This is a genomic window from Rhodococcus sp. 14C212, from assembly GCF_011058195.1.
Lineage (GTDB): Bacteria > Actinomycetota > Actinomycetes > Mycobacteriales > Mycobacteriaceae > Rhodococcus > Rhodococcus aetherivorans.
Genome location: NZ_JAALEH010000017.1, coordinates 21,591 through 43,982, shown reverse-complemented (window position 1 = coordinate 43,982; position 22,392 = coordinate 21,591). Strand labels below are relative to the sequence as shown.

17 protein-coding genes and 1 pseudogene are annotated in these 22,392 nt (G+C 69.9%); 10 read left to right on the top strand and 8 right to left on the bottom strand.

Annotation, left to right across the window (positions count from 1 at the left end):
- The first annotated feature begins 25 nt into the window (after window positions 1-25).
- Window positions 26-1,102, top strand: coding sequence for a septum formation family protein (locus G6038_RS10655; protein ID WP_206024541.1), 1,077 nt, complete (start codon window positions 26-28; stop codon window positions 1,100-1,102).
- A gap of 13 nt (window positions 1,103-1,115) precedes the next feature.
- The gene (locus G6038_RS10650; protein ID WP_006944538.1) at window positions 1,116-1,454 is read left to right on the top strand and encodes a metallopeptidase family protein; all 339 of its coding nucleotides are present in this window, start codon (window positions 1,116-1,118) and stop codon (window positions 1,452-1,454) included.
- Between the two features lie 266 nt (window positions 1,455-1,720).
- Here G6038_RS10650 and G6038_RS10645 read toward each other — a convergent pair whose 3' ends face one another.
- The 4 genes from G6038_RS10645 to G6038_RS10630 form a co-directional block, all read right to left on the bottom strand.
- Entirely contained in the window at window positions 1,721-3,058 is a 1,338-nt protein-coding gene (locus G6038_RS10645; protein WP_165037623.1) for an MFS transporter, read from the bottom strand.
- Between the two features lie 26 nt (window positions 3,059-3,084).
- Window positions 3,085-5,406, bottom strand: a complete 2,322-nt coding sequence (locus G6038_RS10640; protein WP_165037622.1) for a cytochrome P450/oxidoreductase — start codon at window positions 5,404-5,406, stop codon at window positions 3,085-3,087.
- 264 nt (window positions 5,407-5,670) lie between these two features.
- Entirely contained in the window at window positions 5,671-7,098 is a 1,428-nt protein-coding gene (gene rox / locus G6038_RS10635) for a rifampin monooxygenase (protein WP_165037621.1), read from the bottom strand.
- A 318-nt stretch (window positions 7,099-7,416) separates the two neighbouring features.
- Window positions 7,417-8,088: a helix-turn-helix domain-containing protein gene (locus G6038_RS10630; protein WP_165037620.1), complete on the bottom strand. Its 672-nt coding sequence runs from the start codon at window positions 8,086-8,088 to the stop codon at window positions 7,417-7,419.
- 138 nt (window positions 8,089-8,226) lie between these two features.
- Here G6038_RS10630 and G6038_RS10625 point away from each other — a divergent pair, with 138 nt between their 5' ends.
- From G6038_RS10625 to G6038_RS10610, 5 genes and pseudogenes are all read left to right on the top strand, one after another.
- On the top strand, window positions 8,227-9,006 hold the full coding sequence (locus tag G6038_RS10625; RefSeq protein WP_165037619.1) for an acetoin reductase: 780 nt from the start codon (window positions 8,227-8,229) through the stop codon (window positions 9,004-9,006).
- Window positions 9,007-9,037: 31 nt separating this feature from the next.
- Window positions 9,038-9,163: a hypothetical protein gene (locus G6038_RS31840; RefSeq protein ID WP_276613838.1), complete on the top strand. Its 126-nt coding sequence runs from the start codon at window positions 9,038-9,040 to the stop codon at window positions 9,161-9,163.
- Between the two features lie 507 nt (window positions 9,164-9,670).
- Window positions 9,671-11,017 carry an MFS transporter gene (locus G6038_RS10620; RefSeq protein ID WP_165037618.1) on the top strand — a complete coding sequence of 449 codons (1,347 nt, stop codon included), beginning with the start codon at window positions 9,671-9,673 and terminating at the stop codon, window positions 11,015-11,017.
- A 46-nt stretch (window positions 11,018-11,063) separates the two neighbouring features.
- Window positions 11,064-12,605 (top strand): acyl-CoA synthetase, encoded by a 1,542-nt coding sequence (locus tag G6038_RS10615; RefSeq protein WP_165037617.1) that lies wholly within the window; start codon window positions 11,064-11,066, stop codon window positions 12,603-12,605.
- 277 nt (window positions 12,606-12,882) lie between these two features.
- A pseudogene (locus G6038_RS10610) lies at window positions 12,883-13,365 on the top strand (RES family NAD+ phosphorylase).
- Window positions 13,366-13,482: 117 nt separating this feature from the next.
- Here the strand turns inward: G6038_RS10610 and G6038_RS10605 are convergent.
- The 3 genes from G6038_RS10605 to G6038_RS10595 form a co-directional block, all read right to left on the bottom strand.
- Complete coding sequence (locus G6038_RS10605) at window positions 13,483-14,712, bottom strand: acyl-CoA dehydrogenase family protein (RefSeq protein ID WP_165037616.1); 1,230 nt, start codon at window positions 14,710-14,712, stop codon at window positions 13,483-13,485.
- A gap of 29 nt (window positions 14,713-14,741) precedes the next feature.
- Window positions 14,742-15,803 (bottom strand): phosphotransferase family protein, encoded by a 1,062-nt coding sequence (locus G6038_RS10600; protein WP_165037615.1) that lies wholly within the window; start codon window positions 15,801-15,803, stop codon window positions 14,742-14,744.
- 175 nt (window positions 15,804-15,978) lie between these two features.
- Complete coding sequence (locus G6038_RS10595; protein ID WP_165037614.1) at window positions 15,979-16,608, bottom strand: TetR/AcrR family transcriptional regulator; 630 nt, start codon at window positions 16,606-16,608, stop codon at window positions 15,979-15,981.
- A 203-nt stretch (window positions 16,609-16,811) separates the two neighbouring features.
- Between G6038_RS10595 and mihF the strand changes: the two genes are divergently transcribed.
- The 3 genes from mihF to G6038_RS10580 all read left to right on the top strand — a co-directional run bounded on the left by mihF (window position 16,812) and on the right by G6038_RS10580 (window position 19,547).
- Window positions 16,812-17,129, top strand: coding sequence for an integration host factor, actinobacterial type (gene mihF, locus G6038_RS10590; RefSeq protein WP_006944561.1), 318 nt, complete (start codon window positions 16,812-16,814; stop codon window positions 17,127-17,129).
- Between the two features lie 111 nt (window positions 17,130-17,240).
- The gene (locus G6038_RS10585) at window positions 17,241-18,158 is read left to right on the top strand and encodes a cation diffusion facilitator family transporter (protein WP_165037613.1); all 918 of its coding nucleotides are present in this window, start codon (window positions 17,241-17,243) and stop codon (window positions 18,156-18,158) included.
- Between the two features lie 399 nt (window positions 18,159-18,557).
- Window positions 18,558-19,547: a rod shape-determining protein gene (locus G6038_RS10580; RefSeq protein WP_165037612.1), complete on the top strand. Its 990-nt coding sequence runs from the start codon at window positions 18,558-18,560 to the stop codon at window positions 19,545-19,547.
- Here the strand turns inward: G6038_RS10580 and G6038_RS10575 are convergent, their stop codons facing one another.
- Window positions 19,548-22,382 (bottom strand): FtsW/RodA/SpoVE family cell cycle protein, encoded by a 2,835-nt coding sequence (locus tag G6038_RS10575; protein WP_165037611.1) that lies wholly within the window; start codon window positions 22,380-22,382, stop codon window positions 19,548-19,550.
- Window positions 22,383-22,392 lie beyond the last annotated feature (10 nt).

The window sequence follows — 22,392 nt, the reverse complement described above, 5'->3', positions numbered from 1 at the left end:
GGCATGCACAGGCATGATGGACGTGATGGCCGAGGAGAGTGAGCAGCAGTCCGATCGGACGACACCGTCCGCCTCGCGGGTCCGGGGTGCCCCGTCCGCGAAGCTGACCCGTCGCGCCTTGATGCTGGTGGCGGCGGGCGCGGTACTCGCGGCGGTCGTCACCGCGGTGGTGGCGGGATTCGGCGGGTCCGACGACGAGCCCGGCGGTTCGACGAGTGCCGTAGTGACCACCGGCGCCGTGGCCGGCGAGGCATTCGGCACAGCCGTCGCAGGCGACTGCCTGACCTGGACGGAGATCGATGCGAGCGACCTGGCGAAGGTGGACTGCGCCGAGTCGCACCTGTTCGAGGTGGTCAAGGACATCGACCTGAGCGTGTACCCGGGCGCCGAGTGGGGTCCCGGGTCGCGCTTCCCGTCGGTGCTGCGGTTCACCGAACTGCGCGACGAGCTGTGCGCGCCGGCCGCGATGGACTACCTCGACGGCCGGTTCGACCCGCACGGCAAGTTCAGCGTGGGCCTGATCAACCCCGGTGAGGCGGGCTGGGCGGCCGGTGAGCGGACGCTGCGCTGCGGTCTGCAGTTCTCCTCCACCACCGGCAATCTGCTGCCGATCCAGGGCAAGGTCGCCGACCAGGACCAGTCCAAGGTCTGGGACGTGGGCACGTGCATCGGCATCGACAACGGGGTGCCGGCGGATCCGGTGGACTGCTCCCAGCCGCACGCCTTCGAGGTGATCTCCGTGGTGGACCTGTCCGGGCAGTTCCCCGGCGGTCTGCCGAGCGTCGAGGACCAGGACAGGTACCTCGAGGGGACGTGCACCGAGAACGCCAACGCGTACCTGGGCGGCCCCGACGCGCTGCGCAACAAGACCCTCACGCTGTTCTGGGACAACCTGGACTTCGACAATTGGCTGGCGGGCAGCCGCAAGGTCAACTGTTCGGTGGGCAAGCAGGTCGAGGGCGGCGGATTCGCGTCGGTCACCGGCACGGCCGCGGGCGACATCCTCATCGACGGCCAGCCGCCGGTGCCGCCGCCCGCCCCGCCCGAGGGCCGCTCGCTGCCGACCCCGCTGCCGGGGGCGGCTCCCGTTCCGGGCGCCTGAGGTGGCTGCACGAATGGGCGACGAGCGGTTCGACGAGCTCGTCGGAGAGGCCCTGGATCTGATCCCACCGGAACTCGCGCGGGCCATCGACAACGTGGTGGTGCTGGTCGAGCCCAGAAACGAGGAAGAGCCCGATCTGCTCGGGCTCTACCACGGGATCGCGCTCACCGAGCGCGACAGCCACTATGCGGGCGCGCTACCGGACACCGTGACCATCTATCGCGACGCCATCCTCGACATCTGCGACTCCGACGACGACGTGGTGCACGAGGTCGCGGTGACGGTCATTCACGAGATCGCTCACTACTTCGGAATCGAGGATGCTCGTCTGCACGAGCTGGGCTGGGGCTAATGGTCCCGTACCGGGGTCCCGTCGCGCCGTACTTCGGCTTGCGCTGCAGAAAGTGCGGACTGATCGTCGAAATGATCAGCAGGGCGAGCGTACCGATGATCACCTCTGCGACGACGATGTAGACGAAAGCAATACCGACGATCTTCGCGATCTCTTCCATGTCGATCACCTCCGGTCCGACCGTACCGCGGGACGGCCGTCCGGACGGGGTAACCGGGGACGGCCGTTGCCGGGCGGCGCCACAGCCGCCCGGCAACGGTGTCCGGTCACTCGATGCGGTCGAGATCGATGCCCTTGGTCTCGCGGCTGCTCAGCACCGCGACGACGGTGATCATCATGGTCACCACCAGGTACGCGATGACGGTCCCCACACCGAACCTGTCGATGAGCCAGACGGCGATGAGGGGCGCGGGCGCGCCGGCGATGATCGACGACCCCTGGAACACGAGCGAGGAGCCGGCATACCGGTAGCGGGTCGGGAACAGTTCGGTGATCCAGGCCGCCTCGGGGCCGGCGAGAGCACCGTGGAAGAAGGCACCGACACAGACACCCACCCACAGCAGCGGCACGCTCTGCATCTGCACGAGCCAGAAGAAGACGGGTGCCCACACCACGAGCACCAGGGCCGGGACGAGCATCGCGATGCGTCGGCCGACCCGGTCGGACCACCGGCCGCCACCGATCATGCCGACGAACTGGAACACCGACGCGAAGGTCACGGCCAGCATCACCTCGCCCCGCGCGAAGCCGTGATAGGTGGTGGCGTACGCGATGACGAAGATCGTGTACACGTAGAAGGCGATGTTCTCGCCGAGCCGCATGCCGATGCCGATCAGCACCGGGCGCGGACGGGACAGCGCTTCGACGATGCTCGACCGGGACTCGGGGCGGTCCGCCGCGGCGGACTGCGCCGCCCGGAACACCGGGGACTCCTCGACGCCGTGCCGGATCCAGAAGCCGATGACCAGGAGGGGAACGGCGAACAGGAATGCGATCCGCCAGCCCCATGCGTCGAACGAGTCGGCCGGGAGCAGGAGCACCAGGGCCGAGACGACCACGGCGGCAAGCACGGTGCCCGACGGTGCGCCCGCCTGCGGCCAGGACGCCCAGAAGCCACGGCGCTTCGGCTCGCCGTACTCGCTCACCAGCAGCACCGCCGCACCGAATTCACCGCCGAGCGCGAAGCCCTGGATCATGCGCAGCGCGACGAGCAGGACCGTGGCCCAGATGCCGATCTGCTCGTAGGTCGGCAGCAGCCCGATCGACGCGGTGGCCGTGCCCAGCATCACGAAGGTGATCACGAGCATCGGCTTGCGGCCGAACCGGTCGCCGAGATGGCCGAAGACGACGCCGCCGAGCGGCCGGGCGATGAAGCCGAGACCCTGGGTGGCAAGGGCGAGAAGCAACTTGGTGATGCCGTCGGAGCCGGGGAAGAACAGCGGGCCGAGGACGGTCGCGGCGAGAATGCCGTAGATCGCGAAGTCGTACCACTCGAGCACGGCACCGGCCATGCTTCCGGTGAGGACCCGTTTGAAGCTGCTGCGTGGCACGTCCGGCGCGGGGGGCGCGGTGCGCACGGCAATCGGGTCGAGGGTAGATCCCATGACGGATCCTTTCGAAGGTCGGTGATTCAGAGTCGCAGGGCCAGCCGGTCGCCACAGGCACGCGAACAGCAGGTCATCATCTGCCGGTTCGCCGCCCGCTCGGCCTTGGTCAACACCGTGTCGCGGTGGTCGACCTCGCCGTCGAGGACGGCGACCTCGCACGAGCCGCAGAGACCCTCCTCGCAGTCGCTGGGCACGTCGATGTTGTTGGCCCGCAACGCGTCGAGAACGGTCTGGGTGGACTCGACCCGCACGGTCAGCCCCGAGTCGCGCAGTTCGAGGTCGAAGGCGTGCTCGACGTCCGGATCGAGCGCCGCGAGGGACGAGGTGAAGTGCTCGACGTGCAGTGCCCCGTCGGGCCAGTGCCGGCTCGCGTCCTCGAGTCCGGCGAGCAGCCGCCCGGGCCCGCACGCGTAGATCTGGGTGCCGGCGGCCGGCTCGGCGAGGAGGGTGGCGAGGTCGATCCGGGTGCCTTCCGCCGACACGTGCAGCGCGGCCCGGTCACCGTGCTCGGCGACCCGCTCGAGATAGGCCATGCCGGAACGGTTTCGGCCGCAGTAGTGCAGTTCGTAGCTCCACCCCCGGGCGCGGGCGTGGTCGGCCATGGCCAGGACGGGGGTGATGCCGATGCCGCCGGCGACGAACACGTAGTGTTCGGCGTCGGGGTCGAGCGCGAAGTGGTTCCGGGGCCCGCGAATCCGGAGCGAGCTCCCCACCTCGAGCTGTTCGTGGACGTAGCGCGAACCACCGCGGCTCTCGGGGTCCAGGTGCACGGCGATCTCGTAGGTCGGCGCGTCGGGCGCGCCGCACAGGGAGTACTGGCGCGACAGCGCGCCGAGGTCGAGGTCGATGTGGGCGCCGGGAGTCCACGTGGGCAACGTCTTTCCACCGGCGTCGCGCAGGACGAGGCGCAGCACGTCGTCGGCGATCCGGTCCAGGCGCTCGACGGTGACGGTGCGGGACACCGCCCGGGTAGCGGGCTCTCCGATGGTGACCGGCTGATGCCGGTGCAGCACAGCAGGATCGGTGCGCTCCGGGTTCGCCTGCGGATCCCACTGCACCCACACGTGGTCGGGTCCGCGGAAGGACGTGTTCGGCAGGTAGGTGAACTCCTGGTCGGGTACGAGTTCCATGTGGGGAAGCCGCGTGGTGAGTTCCTCGAGGAAGATCTGCATCTCCATGCGGGCCAGGTTCTTGCCCATGCACTGGTGGCTGCCGTACCCGAAGGTGAGGTGGTCGCTCGAGTTCGGGCGCCGGATGTCGAACTCGTCGGGGCGGTCGAAGTGCCGCTCGTCGTGGTTGGCGGACGCGTTGACGACGAGCAGCTTTGCGCCGGCGGGGATGTCGACGTCGCCGATGCGGGTGTCGGCGGTGGCCACCCGTCGCCACGCCGCCACGGACCCGGAGTGGCGCAGGCACTCCTCGACGGCGCTGGGGATCAGCGACGGATCCGCGCAGATCTCCTCCCACACCGCGCGGTTCTCGAGCAGCAGCTTGAACGCGTTCGCGGACGCGTTGGCCGTGGTCTCGTGCGCAGCGACGATGCCGGCCATCATCATCGAGTGCAGGTAGGAGTCGGTGACGACGTCCGGCATCTCCCGCTGCTTGCGGATCCCGTAGGGCATCCAGCCGTGTCCCGACGGGTCCTGCCGCATCTTCTCGAGCACCGTGCCCGCGTACTGCCAGAACCTGCCGACCGCCTCGGCGACGGCGACCTGCTCCTCGGGCGCGGGGCGGCCCCAGGTGTTCACGGTGTGCGCGATCGAGTACTTGCGCATCGTCGCCATGTCCTCCTCCGGCACGCCGAGGAAGTGCAGGGCGACGGTGAGCGGAACCTCCCACAGCATCTCGTCCACCAGGTCGGCCTTGCCGGATTCGACGAGGCGGTCGACGTATTCACGCGTGAGCCGTCGCACCATCGCCTCGTGGTGCGCCAGTTCCTTCGGCGTGAACGGATCCATGAGCGCGCGGCGGCGCGGCATGTGGGCGGGCTCGTCCTCGTTCACGAGGGTCCGGGCCATGGCGTAGTCGTACCGGGCGAGGGTGGCGGTGGCCTCCGCCGAGACGGGAGTGATCTTCTCCAGCGCGATCGCCGGCGAGAACAGGATGTTGTCGCGGAACACCGCCTTCACATCCTCGTACCGGGTGACGACCCAGTAGCCGAGTTCGGGGCTGTAGAACACCGGCTCCTCGTCGCGGGACCAGCGCAGCGACTCGGCCGGATCGGCCTGGTACGCGGGACCGAACGGATCGAACGCCGCGGCATTCGCCGACACCGGGCAGCCGCCGGCCAGGGCCGCGTGATCGACAGGACAAGCCGGCGCCGACGCCGGAACTGATGCACTCATGCTGACACCGAAAGCCTCTCAACAGCACTGTTACTTTTATCGAACAGTTTCGTCCTATATACGGACAAGCAGCAGAGTAAGCGGCGTCACAAATCAGGTCAAGCCGGATCCGCGGTCACAGCAGCCGGGCCCACGTCCGCCGGCCTCCCCCGGTGCCCCCGCGGCGGCCGCCACCCCGAGCATCGGGATCAGATGTCACGAGCCGGTGCCCGAGGCAGGTCCTGCCCCTTCGAGTACCTCCGCACGCTCAGCAGACGGCAGCGCTCAGCCGACGGCAGCGCCGAACCACTGGGACAGCCGGCCGAGCAGATCCTGTTGGTCGTCACCGGCCCACGCCACGTGGCCGTCGGGTCGCAGCAGCACCGCGGGCACGTCCAGTTCCTCGCTGACGTCGACGACGTGGTCGACCCGGTCTGCCCAGCCCGCCACGGAAAGCCGCCCGGTCTGGTCGAGGAGCAGTCCGCGGCCGCCGTGCATCAGCGCGTAGAGGCGACCCTGCTTCAGCCCCACGTCCCGCATCCGCCGGCCGAGCAGGTCGTGCCCCTCGCCGAGGTCGTAGCGGACCCCGACCGCGGTGATCATCTCGGTGACGTACCGGTTCACCTCCTCGAAGTCCATCAGCGTCGAGAACAGCGCCCGCAGCGCGGTCGCCCCCGGATCGGTTCCCATCAGCGTGATCTGCGCGCGGGTGTTCTCCAGGACGCGGGCACCCACCGGGTGCCGTTCGGCGTGGTAGCTGTCCAACAGTCCCTCCGGAGCCCAGCCGCCCACCTCGGCGGCCAGTTTCCAGCCGAGGTTGAACGCGTCCTGGATGCCGAGGTTGAGTCCCTGCCCGCCGGTCGGTGGGTGGATGTGCGCCGCGTCGCCGGCCAGCAGCACCCTGCCGACCCGGTAGCGCTCGGCCTGCCGGGTGGCGTCGCCGAAGCGGGAGAGCCACCGCGGCGAGTGCGCGCCGAAGTCGGTGCCGCCGATCGCCCGCAGCTGCCGCGTGAACTCCTCGAGGGTGGGTGCGGCCGCCCGGTCCTCGGCCACCCCGTCGGCGGGCACGATGACGCGGTACGCCCCGTCCCCGAGGGGCACGGCGCCGAACCGCAGATGGGTCTTGTGGACTTCCGCGACAACGGCGGCCACCGTCGCCGGGTCCTCGGTCAGCTCCATCTCCCCGAGCAGCGTCTCGACCTTGCTGGGCTCGCCGGGAAAGCCGACGCCGAGCAGCTTGCGCACCGTGCTGCGGCCACCGTCGCAGCCGACGAGGTAGCGCGAGCGCAGCCGGGTACCGTCGGCCAGCTCGGCGCTCACCCCGTGGTCGTCCTGGCTCAGCCCGACCAGTTCGCAGCCGCGTCGGATCTCGGCGCCGAGTTCGAGGGCGCGCTCGTCGAGCAGCCTCTCGGTGACCGGCTGCGGAATGGCGAGGCCGTACGGGTGCGCCGTGTCCACCCGGTCCGGCCACGGCTTCATGATGCCGCCGAAGAGACCGCCGACCCGGAACTTCTCACCGACCGCGAGGAACCGGTCCAGCAGGCCGCGCTGGTCCATCATCTCGACGCTGCGCGCGTGCAGGCCCTGTCCGCGGGACTGCCCGCTCGGCTCGGTCAACTTTTCCAGCACGAGCGTGTGCACGCCGTGCAGCCGCAACTCGGCGGCCAGCATCAAGCCGGTCGGTCCGCCACCGGCAACGATCACATCGATCATGAAAGAATCCCCCGTTCGACAAGTTTGCATTTCGGCCGGCTGCCCCACGCAGTCCGGCGACCCGCACACCCGCACCCGGGCGCCGAGTGCCCCGCTACCACCCGAGTCCTGCCGGCGGTCGAACGCCCACCTCGCGAATCTCCCGTTTCCGCAGGTTCCGGCTTCGGCTGGCGATTCTGCAGCACGACCGGGGTCTTGCGGCAAGGCCCCCCGCGCGCTATATGTTGAAGGTGGCAAGGAGTGGATGACCTTCTTGCCTTTGCCTTCTCGGCGCCGACCCCGATGCCGTGGATCTCCGGGCGAAGGCCGATGGGAGTGTCAGTCGGTGAGCAGAGCGCTCAGCCGTGCCGCCGCGTCACCGACCGCGAGGGCCGCGGCATCGACGTCGAGACCGGCGATGGCCACCACCCCGACACTGCACTCGAGGCCGGCTCCCCCCGGTGCGCGCACTCCGGCGGCGACGCCCACGGCGCCGCGCTCGAGCTGTCCGCGCGTGACGCTGTAGCCGAGTGCCCGGGCCTGCTTCACCGCTTCGGGGTCGCGCGCGTCCTCGGGCCGCAGCGCGAGGATTGCGATCCCCGCCGCGCCGCGGTCGAGCGGATGCCGGTTGCCCACCCGGTATCCCACGTGCAGGAGCGCCCCTTCCGGCTCCGCGACGAGGATGACGATGCACTCGTCCCCCTGTGCGGCGGACACGAACGCCGTCGCCTGCGTGCGCTCGGCCAGGTCGTGCAGCACCGGACCGGCCGCATGCTGAAACTGGGGCACGAACCGCGACGAAAGGACGGCAGCACCGGCGCCGAGCCGGATCCGGCCGTCGTCGGCCCGCACCACGAGCGAGTGCGATTCGAGCGTTGCGACGATCCGGTAGGAGATCGCCCGCGCGATCCCGAGCTCCTTGGCGAGGTCCGCGACCGTGATACCGGCGGGCGACCGGGAGATGATGTCGAGCGCGCGCAGCCCACGATCGAGGGTCTGCAGCGTGCTCATGGGTCCTCCGTCCGTCGTGCCGGATCCGACCCTACCGGCGCGGGCGCCACCCCCGGTGCAGCGCAATGCAACGCTTGAGCACCCCCCGCCGCACTGGTTGCCTTCGAGTGACACAGGTCACTACGGACGGGAGCCGGTATGAGCATCGAAGGCAAGGTCGCGCTGGTCACCGGCGCCGGGCAGGGCATCGGACGGGCGATCGCACTGCGGCTGGCAGCGGACGGCGCGGACATCGCCCTGCTCGACGTCGACGGCGGCAAGCTCGCCGCGGTCGAGAACGAGGTGCGGGCCACCGGCTCGAAGGCGATCTCCGTCGTTGCGGACGTGACCGACCGCGAGCAGATCCGAGCCGCCGTCGACCGGACGGAGACCGAGCTGGGCGGGTTCGACATCATCGTCAACAACGCCGGCATCGCACAGGTGAACCCCATCGCCGACGTGACCCCGGAGGAGGTGTCCCGGATCATGGCGGTCAACGTCGAAGGCGTCCTCTGGGGCATCCAGATCGCCGCCGCCAAGTTCCGGGAGCGCGGGCAGGGCGGCAAGATCGTCAATGCGTCCTCGATCGCCGGCCACGAAGGCTTCGCGATGCTCGGGGTGTACTCCGCGACCAAGTTCGCCGTCCGGGCGCTCACCCAGGCCGCGGCCAAGGAGTACGCGTCCGACGGAATCACCGTCAATGCCTACTGCCCCGGCGTCGTCGGCACCGACATGTGGGTCACCATCGACGAACGCTTCGCGGCACTGACCGGGGCTCCGAAGGGAGCGACGTTCGAGAAGTTCGTCGGCGGCATCGCGCTCGGCCGTGCGCAGACGCCGGAGGACGTCGCGGCCTACGTCTCCTACCTGGCCGGCCCGGACTCCGACTACATGACCGGCCAGTCCGGGTTGATCGACGGCGGCCTGGTCTACCGGTGAGCCGAACCCGCGGCACCGGAAGGAGATTCCCGTGTTGACCAGAGCGGTACGGGCACTGGCGGTTCCCCTACTGGTGTTCCTCGACCACGTGATGGCACCGAAGCACTGCCCCGAGCTGTTCGCCCTCTCCGAGCAACTCGCGGGCAGCACCGACTGACCCGGCGCACCCACCCCGGCCCGCCGTCGGCGCGCCCCGGGGTGGGTGCGCCGCGTGGACCCGATGAGCGGCGCGGCAGCGGGCCCGCGAGCGGACATACCGTGAACGATCCCCCGGCTGCGCCCTCTGCACCACGCCACCCGCTCGGGCCGAGTAAACAGTCGGTTGGCTGAGAACCCCGACTGCGAAGGAGGGAACCGGGCCCGCCCCACGGCCGGTCACACCGCCGCACCTCCGGCCGGCAGGAGTTTTCCGCCCGCGCGAACAGGGGGAACAGGCAGACGGTCCGCGATCTCCCCAGCATCGAGCATTCGCATATATGCAGTTGAGGGCGGTGAAACCCGCACACTCGCCGGCACCGATCCGTCCACCCCCTCGACCGGACCACTCGCCGTGGCCGTGCCCCCGCCACCGGACGTGCGTTTGACTTTGTGTGGCGTGTCACATAACTTATCGCCTGCTAACCGAACGATCGATTGGCTTCACACGTTCGCAGGAAGGGCAGCCATGGCCACCCCCTCGGTTCCACAGGCACAGGAGACGGCGCCCAGCTCTCCGCCACCCGCCGCCCCGCCACATTCGCGCCGGGCGGCCCGCAAGGCCGCGTTCGCTGCCGCGGTGTCGACGTCCCTCGAGTGGTACGACTTCTTCATCTATGCCACCGCTGCGGCGCTCGTGTTCAACAAGACGTTCTTCGCCACCGGCAGCGAGGTCGTGGCCGCGCTCAATTCGTTCGCCACCGTCGCCGTCGGCTTCGTCGCCCGCCCCATCGGCGGGATCGTCTCGGGTCACTTCGGCGACAAGTACGGTCGCAAGCCGGTGCTCGTGACCGCCATCCTGCTCATGGGTGTCGCGACCACCCTGATCGGCTTCGTGCCGAACACGTCGATCACCTGGCTCGCCCCCGCGATGCTCGTCCTGCTGCGCATCTGCCAGGGCCTGGCGGTCGGGGCGCAGTGGGGCGGCGCGGTCCTGCTGGCCACCGAGTACGCCCCGGCCCATCGCCGCGGCTTCTACGGGAGCTTCGCCCAGCTCGGCATCCCGATCGGCGTGGTGATGGGCAACGCGGTCTTCCTGGCGGTGGCGTGGGCGGTCTCGCCCGAGGCGTTCATCTCGTGGGGCTGGCGCGTGCCGTTCTGGATCAGCCTGTTCATGCTGTTCGTCGCCTTCGCCATCCACCGCTACCTCGAGGAGACCCCCGAGTTCCAGCAGGTCGAAGCCAAGCTCGCGGCCGCGCCTGCTCAGCGGCGTTCTCCGGTCCTGGAAGTCCTCCGGCACAACAGCGGCACCGTGCTCATGGCCGGCGGCACCTACCTCGTCGGCATCGTGATGTTCTACATCACCATCACCGGCTCCGTGCAGGTGGCCACGACCAACCTCGGCATCGCCCGTTCGGACGTGCTGGCGATCATCCTGCTCGCCGCGGGTGTACTCGTGCCGATGGTGCCGCTGACCGCCTATCTGTCCGACCGCTACGGCCGCAAGCTGATCTACGGCATCGGCATCGTCGGCATGGGCCTGTGGGCCGTGCCGATGTGGCTGCTCATCGGGGCGTCCTCGTCGGGGGACATCCTGCCCCTGGCCGTCGCGCTGATCGTCTCCTGCGTGGTCATGTCGTTCCAGACCGGGCCCCAGGCCGCCCTGTTCGCCGAGCTCTTCCCGCCGGAGATCCGTTACTCCGGAGCGTCCCTGGGGTACCAGGCGGCAGCGATCCTCGGCGGCATGGCGCCCATGGCGATGGTCGCGCTGATCAACGGGGAGGTCGCCAACCTCTGGCGCGTGGGGCTGCTCATCGCGGCGCTCTCGGTCCTCGCCCTCGCCTGCCTGGTGGCCCTCGCCCGTCGTCGCGACTGAGCTTTCGGCGCCACTGCCCTCTCCCCGAACGAACGCTGGAGACCCCATGTATCCCGGTGCCTACCTCGACACCACGCCGCACAAACCCGCCGTGATCATGGCCGACACCGGCCACACGGTCACCTTCGCCGAGCTCGAAGCCAACTCGATCCGCATCGCCCGTCACCTCCGCGCGCTGGGACTGCGCCGCGGAGACCACGTCGCGGTGCTCGCCACCAACACTCCCCGGGTGTTCGACATCTACTGGGCGGCAATGCGGTCGGGCCTCTACGTCACGATGGTGAACTGGCACCTCACGCCCGCCGAGGCCGCCTACATCGTCGACGACTGCGGCGCGAAGGCAGTGATCGTCGACGCCGCGCTCGACGAGATCGCAGGCGTGCTTCCCACCCTGCTGCCGAACACCGAGCACCGGCTCGGCTTCGGCGGCACGCTCCCCGGCTACGCCGACCTGGACGCGGCGGCGGCCGCCGAGTCCGATGCGGCGCCCGCCGATCAGCCCCGGGGGGCGGACATGCTCTACTCGTCCGGCACCACGGGCCGACCCAAGGGCATCAAGCCCGCGCTGCCCGACCGTCAGGTCCACGAACCCGGTGACACGATGACCGCCATGAACGCCTCGGTGTGGGGCGTGAATCCGGAGACGGTGTACCTGTCCCCCGCACCGCTGTACCACGCGGCACCGCTGCGTACCTGCGCCGCGGTGCAGGCCCTCGGCGGCACGGTCGTCCTGATGGACCGCTTCGACGCCGAGAAGGCCCTCGAATACATCGAGCGGTACCGGGTCACGTACAGCCAGTGGGTGCCCACCATGTTCGTGCGCATGCTCAAACTGCCGGAGGACGTGCGCTCCCGCTACGACGTGTCCAGCCTGCAGGTCGCCGTGCACGCCGCGGCCCCCTGCCCGGTCGAGGTCAAGCGGCAGATGATCGCGTGGTGGGGCCCGATCCTGTCGGAGTACTACTCCTCCACCGAACTCAACGGTCTCACCCTCGTCGACACGGAGGAATGGCTGCGCAAACCCGGCACGGTGGGCCGGGCCGCGCTCGGCGTCGTCCACATCTGCGGCGAGAACGGCGAAGAGCGGCCGGCCGGGCAGATCGGCACGATCTATTTCGAACGCGACGTGCTGCCGTTCGAGTACCACAACGCGCCGGAGAAGACCCGCGACGCCCAGCACCCGCACCACCCGGCGTGGACGACGACCGGCGACGTCGGTTACCTGGACGAGGACGGGTATCTGTTTCTCACCGACCGTGATTCGTTCATGATCATCTCCGGCGGGGTCAACATCTACCCGCAGGAGATCGAGAACGCGCTCGTCGAGCACCCCAAGGTCCTCGATGCCGGCGTGATCGGGGTGCCCGATGCCGAGATGGGTGAGATCGTCACCGCGGTGATCCAACCGGCCCCCGGCGTCGACGGCGACGACGCGCTCGCCGCCGAACTGGCCGACCACCTCCGCGGTCGCCTCGCCAAGTACAAGCTCCCGCGCCGGATCGTGTTCAGTGACGACATGCCCCGGACACCGACCGGCAAGCTGGTCAAGCGCAAGCTGAAGGAGCGCTTCGTCGACGCACCGGTGTGACGCCGTGCCGTGAATACGGCTGACAGCGAAAAAGATTCGGCCTGCCGCTCGTTGCGAGCGGCAGGCCGAATCGTCGCCGGTTCGAGGGCGCGCCCTCGCCGGTTCGGCAGCCCACAGCCGCGGTTCCAGTTCGCTCCACTGCCGCCGGCGTAGCCGGGAAGGTCCGGATGCACTCGACCCGGGCCGGCTCTGGCGCTTGCGCACCAGCGCGCCGTCACCAATCCCGCCGCGGCCGCTGCCGCCTGCCCTGCTCACCACGATTGCTGCCGGTACCGCGGTGTGGCGGATTCACAGCGCCACCCGGGCAGCTGCCGACCTGAACCCCACACCGCGGCCGCGGGTGCGGGCCGGCGGGCGGGTCGACAGCCTCGACGGCACCTACTCGTACCTGTATGTCGGCGACAGCCCGGCCGCCGCGGTGGCCGAAACCCTCTGCCGGAACCTGCCGGTCGACCAGTCCCCCGGTTGATTCCCCGCGCAGATCGCCGGACGCGTGCTCAGCGAGCTGCACACCACCCGTCCGGTGCGCGTGGTGGATCTGACCGGCACCGGCGCCACGCGGATCAACGCCGGGGTGTGGCTGGCCAAGTGCGACCCCTCCGGATATCTGCACACCCGGCGTTGGGCCGCCGCCGTTCTCGCCGCCAACCCCGACGTCGACGGCATCCAGTACCGGCCCCGCCACGACGAGAACACCCTGGCGTGGACGCTCACCGCCGCCCCTGCCACCGCTGCCCACAACGCCGCACTCGCCCCGTGACTGCCCCGCCGAGGGCGGCACTCACGGTGCGCATCCACCCGAGCGGCCGGACCTGTGTGCACCTCCCCGACCTGCTCCAGAGCGTCCGAGATCCTTCGACCGCGCGATCCTGTGGTCCTATCCGCGGACCTCGCGCAGTACCGGAGTCGCGGCGAACTCGGCGCGAGCGAGGGACCGGCGGTGCACCTGATCTGGGCCGTCGGCGATCTGCAGGAACCGCGCCTGCGAGTACAGCATCGCCAGCGGGGTGTCCTGGGACAGGCCCGCACCACCGAAGATCTGGATGGCGTCGTCGACGATCTTCTTCACCGTCAGCGGCACCATGACCTTGGCGGCGGCGATGTCGTGCCGGGCGGCCTTGGCGCCCTCGACGTCCATCCGCCACGCGGCGCGCAGCACCATCAGGCGGGCCGCATCCACCTGGATGCGTGCGTCGGCGACGGTGGCCTGCACGACCCCTTCGTCGGCCAGCGGCCTGCCGAATGCGACGCGCGTGCGCGCCCGCGCCGTCATCAGCGCGACGGCGCGTTCGGCCATGCCGATCAGGCGCATGCAGTGGTGGATCCGGCCCGGGCCCAGGCGGGCCTGCGCGACGGCGAAACCCTTGCCGCGCGGGCCGAGCAGGTTCGCCTTGGGCACCCGCACCCGGTCGAAGACGATCTCGCCGTGCCCGCCCTCGTGCCGGTCGTCGAACCCGAGCACGGACGTGGAGCGGACGATGTCCAGGCCCGGCGTGTCCATCGGGACCAGCACGATGGAGTGCCGGGAGCCGGCCGGGGCGCCGGGGTCCGTGACCCCCATGACCATCGCGACGCGACAGTCCTCCCGCAGCGCGGCGGTGGACCACCATTTGCGGCCGGTGAGCACCCATTCGTCGCCGTCGTCGGCGATCTCGAGGCGGACGTTGCTCGCGTCCGAGCTGGCGACGTCGGGTTCGGTCATCGAGAAGCAGGACCGGATCTCACCTTCCAGCAGGGGGCCGAGCCACTGCTGCTTCTGCGCATCGGTGCCGTAGCGGGCGAGCAACTCCATGTTCCCGGTGTCCGGCGCGGCGCAGTTGAGCGCCTCCGGGGCGAGATGCGGGCTCCATCCGGTCAATTCGGCCAGCGGGGCGTATTCGAGATTGGTCAGGCCGGCCCCGCCCGCCTCGGGGAGGAAGAGGTTCCACAGCCCCTGCCGCTTGGCGGAAGCCTTGAGGTCGGCCATGATCGGCGGGGCACCCCAGTAGTCGGGCTTGCTCGCGAGCTGCTGCGCGGCGATCGGCTCGGCCGGCAGGATGCGTTCCTGCAGGAAGCCGGTGAGCCGGTCCTGCAGTTCGCGGACCTTGGGGCTGTATTCGAAATCCATTGTTGCTCCGATTCTGAGGGAGTGATCGCCTAGCGGCGCAGTTCGGGAAGGGCCGAGGTGGCGGCGAGATCGAGGGCGCGCCGAAGCAACGGCCCGACCATGTCGGCGATGCCGTCGAAACCCTCCCCCACCGTCTCGCCCCGGTCGTGGCGGGCACCGATGCCCTCGAGGATGACGGCGATCTTGAAGTCGGCGAAGACGGTGTACCAGTCGATGTCGGCGAGATCGATCCCGCGCGCGGCGGCGTAACGCTCGAGCAGCTCCGTGCGGGTGGGGAATCCGTCGAGGGTGGCGAGGCCGCGGGTGATGGGGTTGTATGCCGCACCGGGAACGTCCCAGAAGCTCAGCATGATTCCCACGTCGGCAAGGGTGTCGCCGAGGGTGGCCATCTCCCAGTCGAGCACGGCGGCGATGCGTCCGCGATCCCGCGGGGCGGCGAGGACGTTGTCGAGCTTGACGTCGCCGTGGACGATCCCGGGGTGGCGGGTCTGCGGCAGCGCGCGACGGAGCTTGTCGAGCAGCACCGCCACCTCGGGCCGGTCGACGCGGCGGGAGGCCTCCCACTGCGTCGCCCACCGGCCGAGCTGGCGCTCGAGGTAGCCGTCCGGGCGGCCGAAACTGCCGAGCCCGACGGCGTCGGGGTCGATGTCGTGCAGCGCGGCCAGGGTGTCGGCGAGCGAGAACCCGAGGCGGCGACGCTCCTCGGCGGTGAGGGCCGAGGCCTGTTCGACGGTGCCGACGGCCACGCCGTCGACGAGTTCCATCAGATAGAACTTCGCGCCGAGGATGCTCTCGTCCTCGCACAGGTGCACCGCGCGGGGCACGGGGACGGACGTGCCGCCGAGGGCGTCGATGACGGTGAACTCGCGCCGCATGTCGTGCGCGCTGGGCAGCACGTGTCCGTACGGCGGTCGGCGCAGCACCCACACGTGCTCGTCGTCGGCGAGCCGGTAGGTGGGGTTGGAGCGGCCACCGCCGATGAGGGAGGCGGTGAGTGCGCCGGTGACCGCACCGCCGAGTACGCGCTGCAGGTGGGCGGTCAGCGCGTCGAGATCGAGGTCGGCGACGGCGCCCGCAGGCGATGCAGTCATCGCGGATTCCTTCCTGCGTCGGCCTGTCGGCCAAACGATCGTTCGGATGACCTACAGAGTCGCCGAACGAGCGTTCGGTGTCAACACGCCCACCGAAGGACAAGCCCTCATCTGCGGTAACACCGATGCGGGAGGAAGATTCTGCTGCACCGAAGGTGCCACAGCCGATCAATCGTTAGGAACCGGAGAGGACGCCGCGACGGGGACGGTGCTGCACCATCGCCAGGGCCAGATCCGCGTAGCGGTCCGCGAGCTCCTCCGGCCGCAGCGGCCCGTCGGACCGCCACCAGGCGCACACCGACTGGCCCATGTTGATGATCCCGCGCACCGCATCGCGCGGGAACTCCACCTCGAAGGCCCCCTCCTCGACGCCGCGCTCGACGACGTCGCGGAACAGACCCTCCTGTTCGTCACGCAGCGCGACGACGAGCCGGCGACCGGCCTCGTTCAGGCTGCGCAGCTCCGTGGCACCGACCAGCGCATCGAGCTGCCGGGTGGTGTGGAACATGACCCACGCGCGCACCAGCGCCTGCAGCTGCGCGTCCGGCGAACCACCCGCCCGCAGCAACGCCCCGCGGGTCATGGCGATCGCATCGTGCAGCGCCCGGGTCATGATGTCCTGCAGGATCTCCTGCTTGGACTTGAAGTGATGGTAGATCGAGGCGACGGTGATGTCGGCGTCCCGGGCGATGTCGCGCATCGAGGTGCCGTGGTACCCGCGCTCGTTCATGTTCCGCATCGCCGAATCGAGGATCGCCTGCCGGCCGTTACCGGTCCCGACCGTAGCCGCCTTCGCCGCGCACATCGTCAACTCCGTCCCGCCGGTCGTGAACCGGTGACAGCGTAGTCGCAGGGCACGGGCCGGGAGCGGCCGGATCCGCACCGCGAATCCCGCGGATCTGCCGTCTCCGCGCGCCGGAACGACGAATTGTCGGTCCGACCTGGCAGCATCAGCCGCGGCAGCCTCGCCCGGGGCCGCTCACCATCGGACAACACAGGGGGGCCGTCATGCCAGCACCCGTTCTCACCGACGAACAGCGCACCGCCGCACTCGCCAAGGCCGCCGAAGTGCGCAAGGCCCGCAGCGAGCTGCTCGCCGCCGTCAAGGCCGGAGAGCTCGACGTCTCGGCCGTGCTCGACAAGGCGGAGACCGACGAGGTCGTGAAGAAGACGAAGGTCTCGGCCCTGATCAAGGCGCTGCCCGGAGTCGGCGCGGTCAAGGCCGCCAAGCTCCTCGAGCAGCTGTCGATCCCGGACACCCGCCGCATCGGAGGCCTCGGCGCCAACCAGCGTCAGGCGCTGCTCGACGCCACGACGGCCGCCTGACGCACCGTTCGACCCGACGCAGGTGTTCTCGCGTCCCGAAGTGGGAACACCTGCCCGGGCGCGTTCTGCGCCGACCGCGACCGAGGAGACCGACGGACCGGGAGGAGCCGGATGGGGACGACGTCGACGCCCGGATCGCGGCAGCAGCAGGATCGGCTGCTGTTCCGTTTCATGCTGCTCTCGCTGGCCGCCGCAGTGGTCACCATCGTCCTCAAGGCGAGCGCCGCGTGGGCCACCGGCTCGGTCGGGTTCCTCTCCGACGCCCTCGAATCCGGGGTGAACCTGGTCGCCGCGGTGGTGGCGCTGATCGCGCTGCGGGTGGCGGCCCGTCCCCCGGACGCGAGCCACCACTTCGGTCACGGCAAGGCCGAGTACGTCTCCGCCCTGGTCGAGGGCGCGATGATCTTCGTCGCTGCCACCGCCATCATCTGGACCGCGATCGAACGCCTGATCAGCCCGATTCCGCTCGTCCAGCCCGGGCTCGGGCTGGCCCTGACGACCGTCGCCTCCCTGATCAACCTCGCCGTCGGGATCACCCTGCAGCGCGTGGGGCGCACGCACCGTTCGATCACGCTCGTCGCGGACGGCAAGCACCTGCTGACCGACGTGTGGACCTCCGCCGGAGTGATCGTCGGCATCGTGCTGGTCACCGTCACCGGCTGGGAACCTCTGGACCCGATCGTGGCCCTCGCCGTGGGCGTCAACATCCTGTGGACCGGATACCGGCTGCTGCGCGGCTCGGTCAGCGGCCTGCTCAGCGCCGCCCTCCCCCAGCACGAACAGGACCAGGTCAACGCCGTGCTGGACCGGTTCCGCGCCGAATGCCCGGTCGAGTTCGCGCCGCTACGCACCGTCGAATCCGGTCGGCAACGCCAGGTGTTCGTCGTCGTGACCGTTCCGGGCGACTGGACCGTGCGGACCGCCCACGACATGGCCGACCGCATCGAGGCGGACATCGACGCGGTGCTGCCGCACACCGAGACCTTCATCCATGTGGAACCGGCCACCGCCCGGCCGGGCAACGCCTGAGCCCGGTTTTTCGCGATCCCTGTGATCTGTGTCCAGCGCATGCACACAGCCACCGTCGTGGTGGTTGCCCATGGATGGGAGCAGCGGCTCGCCCGCCTCACCGTCCCGCGGGAAGTAGGGGCGAACGGGTTTGTGCCTCGACCCGCGCCGCGGCGCCATCTTGCATGCTCTGTTTGCACGCTCTCGTACCGAACCCACTGCGCGAAAGGCCCCTCTACTCCCCTGACGCCCTGCTCATCACGCACGCCGACGCAGCGGCCCGCAGAGTGATCACGTGTGGCCTGCACCGCGTTGCGCACCGGGTTACGGCATGTTCGGCGGCACACCATATCCGCCCGCACGACGCCGCCGCTGCGTAACATCTGGATGGTCTCGGTTCAATCCCTTTCGGAGGCCGACGTGGGTGGACTCGGAATCGATCTCGGAACTGCCAACACTGTCGTCGGTATCCCCGAAGACGGCATAGTCTTCAACGAGCCATCGTTCATGCTGGTTCGCACGAAGGATCCGCATCGCGCACTCGCGATCGGTCAGGATGCTCGGGGCCTGGTCGGCCGCACTCCCATCGGCATCACCCCGGTTCGCCCGATGCGCGACGGCGTGATCGTGGACCTGGAGTCGGCCCGTACCTTCGTCACGGCCGTCATCAAGCGGGTCGCCCCGCACAGGGCGTACGGTCTACGACCGAAGGGTGTCATCTCGGTTCCCGCCGGCGCCACGCCGCTCGAGCGTCGCGCGCTGCTCGAGGTCGGACACGAGGCCGGTCTTCGCAAGGTCGGCCTGGTACCGGAGCCGGTCGCGGGCGCCCTCGGTTGCGGGATCAACCCGCTCGAACCGCGCGCCCACCTCGTCGTGGACATCGGCGGCGGCACTTCGGAAGTCACCGCGATCTGTTTCGGCGGCATCCTCTCCCACCGCAGTTGCCGACTCGCCGGGGACGAACTGACCAACGCGCTGTACCAGTATCTCCGCGCGGAGCACAAGATCATCGTCGGCGAGCTCACCGCCGAGCGGGCGAAGGTGGGCAGGCCCGGAACGCCCGACGGGCAGTCCCTCATCGTGGAGGGCCGCGATGCCGTCACCGGCCGCGCCCGGCTGGTCACGCTCGAGACCGAGGAGATCGTGGATGCGTTGCGGCCTACGACGACGGGAATCGTGCAGACCTTGACCGATTGCCTGGAGGACCTGCCCGCCCAGGCCATCGGCGACGTGATGTCGGAGGGGCTGCTCGCCATCGGTGGGGGGGCGATGCTGCGCGGTCTGTCGCAGCTGCTCGAGGAGTCCTTCGGGTTCCCGGTGAAGACCGCGGAGCGTCCCCTCACCTGTGTCGCGGAAGGTGCCACGGCCTGTTTGGAGCATCCCGAGGTGGTTGCGGCGTACAGCAGCTGATCACTGATTCGGCGCCAGGACCGGCGGGGGCGGGAAGTACCGTCGGAGGAGTTTCTCGACCACGGGTCCGGCGGTCGCCGACCCGAACCCACCGCCGCGGACAAGCACCGACACCACGATCTCGGGTGCGTCCAGGGGCGCGACCGCGGAGAACCAGGCGTTGAGACCTTCCCCGGGTGCCGACGGATCCTCCGCCGTGCCGGTCTTGGCGCCTGCCTGCACCGGCAGATCGGCCAGCTGTCCGGCCGTACCGGCCGACGCCGACGCCCGCATCCCCGCGCGAACAGGATCGAGTCGGTCGGCGAAGGGCAGCCGACGGGGCTCTGCCGTGGGAATCGGGATGTTGTCCGTCGACCCGTACGCCGCCGCGAGCTGAGGGGTGACCATCGCACCGGTGGCGATGCCCGACGTCCACCGCGCCACTTGCAGTGGGGTCGCGCTGACGGTGCCCTGGCCGATGCCCATCAGCAGCGTGGAGCCCGGATACCAGGTGGCCCCGATACGTGCCACCGTCTCCGGCGTGCCGAGGAATCCTTCGGCCTCGCCCGGCAGGTCGATTCCCGATCGCTGCCCCACGCCCAGTTGCTCGGCGACCGTGGCGATCCGCTCGGGACCGAGGAGTTCGGCCAGGCGGTAGAAGTAGACGTTGTCGGACCACTGGATCGCCTGCAGCAGGTTGTGTGGCCCCATCGGCTGCCAGTTCCGGAAGGTGTGCCCACCGTAGGTATAGGCCGCGCCGGTGGCGATCACGGTCTCCGGTGCCAGGACCGGGTTCTCGGCGTTCGCGGCGGCGGTGACGATCTTGAACGTCGACCCGGGCGGTGCGGCGGTCTGGGCGACGTGGTTGACCATCGATCCCGGTCCGGACGACTGAGCCTGCGCCGCAAGGGCACCGAGGTCGGCCGGCGGGCCGTAGGCGTTGTTGTCGAATCCGGGCACGCCGGCCATGGCCCGTACCGCCCCGGTGCGGGCGTCCATCACGATCGCGGCGCCCAGGTCACCTCCGCTGGTGCGGACGGCTTCGGTCAACGCAGTGGTCGCCAGGTCCTGCAGGCCGATGTCGAGGTGCAACCGCAGGTCGTGTCCCCGTATCGGGTCCACCCGCTCGCCGGTGGCGACCGGACGTCCGGTCGGATCGACGTACATGCACTGCTTGCCGTCGGTGCCGCGCAGCAACGCGTCGTACTGCTTCTCGAGTCCGGCCTTGCCGACCCGCGATCCGAGCGCGAGATGCGGCCAGCGTTGCATGTCCTGCTGGTCGGCGACCCCGACATGGCCGAGTACCGACGCGAGCGTCGCGCCGTGCGGGTAGGTCCTGCGGCCGGACGGAGCGACGAGGATCCCGGGAAGGCGCGCGTTCACAACCTTCCGAGCCTGTTCGGGTGCGACCCTGCCGACGAGGACCTGCGGTTCCCCTTCGGCACGTCCACTCATCACCTCGGCGAGTTCGTCCGGGGAGATGCCGATCAGCGCAGCGAGTCGACTGCGCGAGCCGGGATCGTTCTCGTCGAACACCTGGGGTAGGACGGCAACGGCGTACTCGGCGGCGTTCAGGGCGAGCGGCACGCCGTTGCGGTCGACGATGAGACCGCGCTCGGCGGGCAGTCGGATACAGCGCATCATCTGCGCCTCGCCCGCGGTGCGGAGCTCCGCACCGCGGACGTGTTGCAGCTGCCAGGTGACCATCGACATCGCGACGAGCGACGCTGTCAGGCCGACGGCCCCTGCCGAGACCCCTCGCAGTCGACGGTGCCGTCTCGGTTCCGGACGCCACAGCGGCCGCCCGACGCCGTCTCTGCGCACCGCGAGTACCAGTCCGACTGCCACGAATGCGACGAGGGCGGCAGTCCCCCCGTAGCTGAACAGTGGGATCGGCATGCCGGTGTGCGGGATCAGGGACAGACTCGCACCGATCGATACCAGGGCGTGGATCCCGAACGACGCGCCGATTCCCGCCGCGACCAGCGCCGCCTCACGGGTCCGGGCGGTGCGGGCGGCGAGGACCGTCCGCCACACGATCACCGTGGTGGCAACCCCGACTGCCAGGCCGGCGAACAGTCCCCATCCGTACACGAGGCTCGCGAAGGCGAGATCGTGTTCCGATTCGGGGAGATAGTCGGCTCTCACCCCATAGAGGGGGTCTCGCGCCAGACCCCACCAACCGCCGCTGCCGATGGCGATGTCCGCCTGCAGTGCGGCCCACCCCGCCCCGCTCGGGTCGACGTTGCTCGACAGGAACACGTGCACGCGTTCGAGTTGATAGGGGCGGAGGATGAGAACGGCGAGCGGCAGCGATGCGACTCCCGCCGCGAACAACGGCAGCAGGGGCAGCAGCGGCACCCTGGCCAGGACGAGCATGACCATGACCGTCGCGACGAGCACCAGGGCAGTCGACAGGTCCGGTTGCAGCGCGACGAGCGCAATCGGCACCCCGGTGGCCGTCAGGGCTGCCACGAACCGGCCGAGGGTGAAGCCCCCGGCCAGTATGCCGGCCGGGACCAGCACGACAGCGAGTTTGGCGAGTTCGGACGGCTGGACGGTGAACACGCCGAAATCCAGCCAGCGCTGGGCGCCCTTGGTCGCGACCCCGGCGAGCGGCACGGCTGCCAACAGCACGGTCGCCACGGTGAGCACCGTCCACCCGAATGCTCGCAGATCACTCGTCCGCAGGCGAGAAACGACGCGCATCAGGACGAGACCGGTCGCGGCGAACAGTGCGTGCCGAACGGCATGCGAGGTCATCCCGATCGCGGTCAGATTCAGCAGGCCGAGCACCACCAGGACCACGGCCGCGGTCACGATCCACGGATCGGATTCCCGCCGGCGTTCGGCCATGTCCCCTCCC

What these genes read in the sequence shown, in the direction of transcription:
- G6038_RS10615 (WP_165037617.1), top strand. Translation starts at nt 11,064, where the DNA reads ATGTATCCCGGTGCCTACCTCGACACCACGCCGCACAAACCCGCCGTG.
- G6038_RS10640 (WP_165037622.1), bottom strand. Translation starts at nt 5,406, where the DNA reads ATGAGTGCATCAGTTCCGGCGTCGGCGCCGGCTTGTCCTGTCGATCAC.
- G6038_RS10655 (WP_206024541.1), top strand. Translation starts at nt 26, where the DNA reads ATGGCCGAGGAGAGTGAGCAGCAGTCCGATCGGACGACACCGTCCGCC.
- G6038_RS10585 (WP_165037613.1), top strand. Translation starts at nt 17,241, where the DNA reads ATGGGGACGACGTCGACGCCCGGATCGCGGCAGCAGCAGGATCGGCTG.
- G6038_RS10645 (WP_165037623.1), bottom strand. Translation starts at nt 3,058, where the DNA reads ATGGGATCTACCCTCGACCCGATTGCCGTGCGCACCGCGCCCCCCGCG.
- G6038_RS10595 (WP_165037614.1), bottom strand. Translation starts at nt 16,608, where the DNA reads ATGTGCGCGGCGAAGGCGGCTACGGTCGGGACCGGTAACGGCCGGCAG.
- G6038_RS10605 (WP_165037616.1), bottom strand. Translation starts at nt 14,712, where the DNA reads ATGGATTTCGAATACAGCCCCAAGGTCCGCGAACTGCAGGACCGGCTC.
- mihF (WP_006944561.1), top strand. Translation starts at nt 16,812, where the DNA reads ATGCCAGCACCCGTTCTCACCGACGAACAGCGCACCGCCGCACTCGCC.
- G6038_RS10625 (WP_165037619.1), top strand. Translation starts at nt 8,227, where the DNA reads ATGAGCATCGAAGGCAAGGTCGCGCTGGTCACCGGCGCCGGGCAGGGC.
- G6038_RS10630 (WP_165037620.1), bottom strand. Translation starts at nt 8,088, where the DNA reads ATGAGCACGCTGCAGACCCTCGATCGTGGGCTGCGCGCGCTCGACATC.
- G6038_RS10575 (WP_165037611.1), bottom strand. Translation starts at nt 22,382, where the DNA reads ATGGCCGAACGCCGGCGGGAATCCGATCCGTGGATCGTGACCGCGGCC.
- G6038_RS10620 (WP_165037618.1), top strand. Translation starts at nt 9,671, where the DNA reads ATGGCCACCCCCTCGGTTCCACAGGCACAGGAGACGGCGCCCAGCTCT.
- rox (WP_165037621.1), bottom strand. Translation starts at nt 7,098, where the DNA reads ATGATCGATGTGATCGTTGCCGGTGGCGGACCGACCGGCTTGATGCTG.
- G6038_RS10600 (WP_165037615.1), bottom strand. Translation starts at nt 15,803, where the DNA reads ATGACTGCATCGCCTGCGGGCGCCGTCGCCGACCTCGATCTCGACGCG.
- G6038_RS10650 (WP_006944538.1), top strand. Translation starts at nt 1,116, where the DNA reads ATGGGCGACGAGCGGTTCGACGAGCTCGTCGGAGAGGCCCTGGATCTG.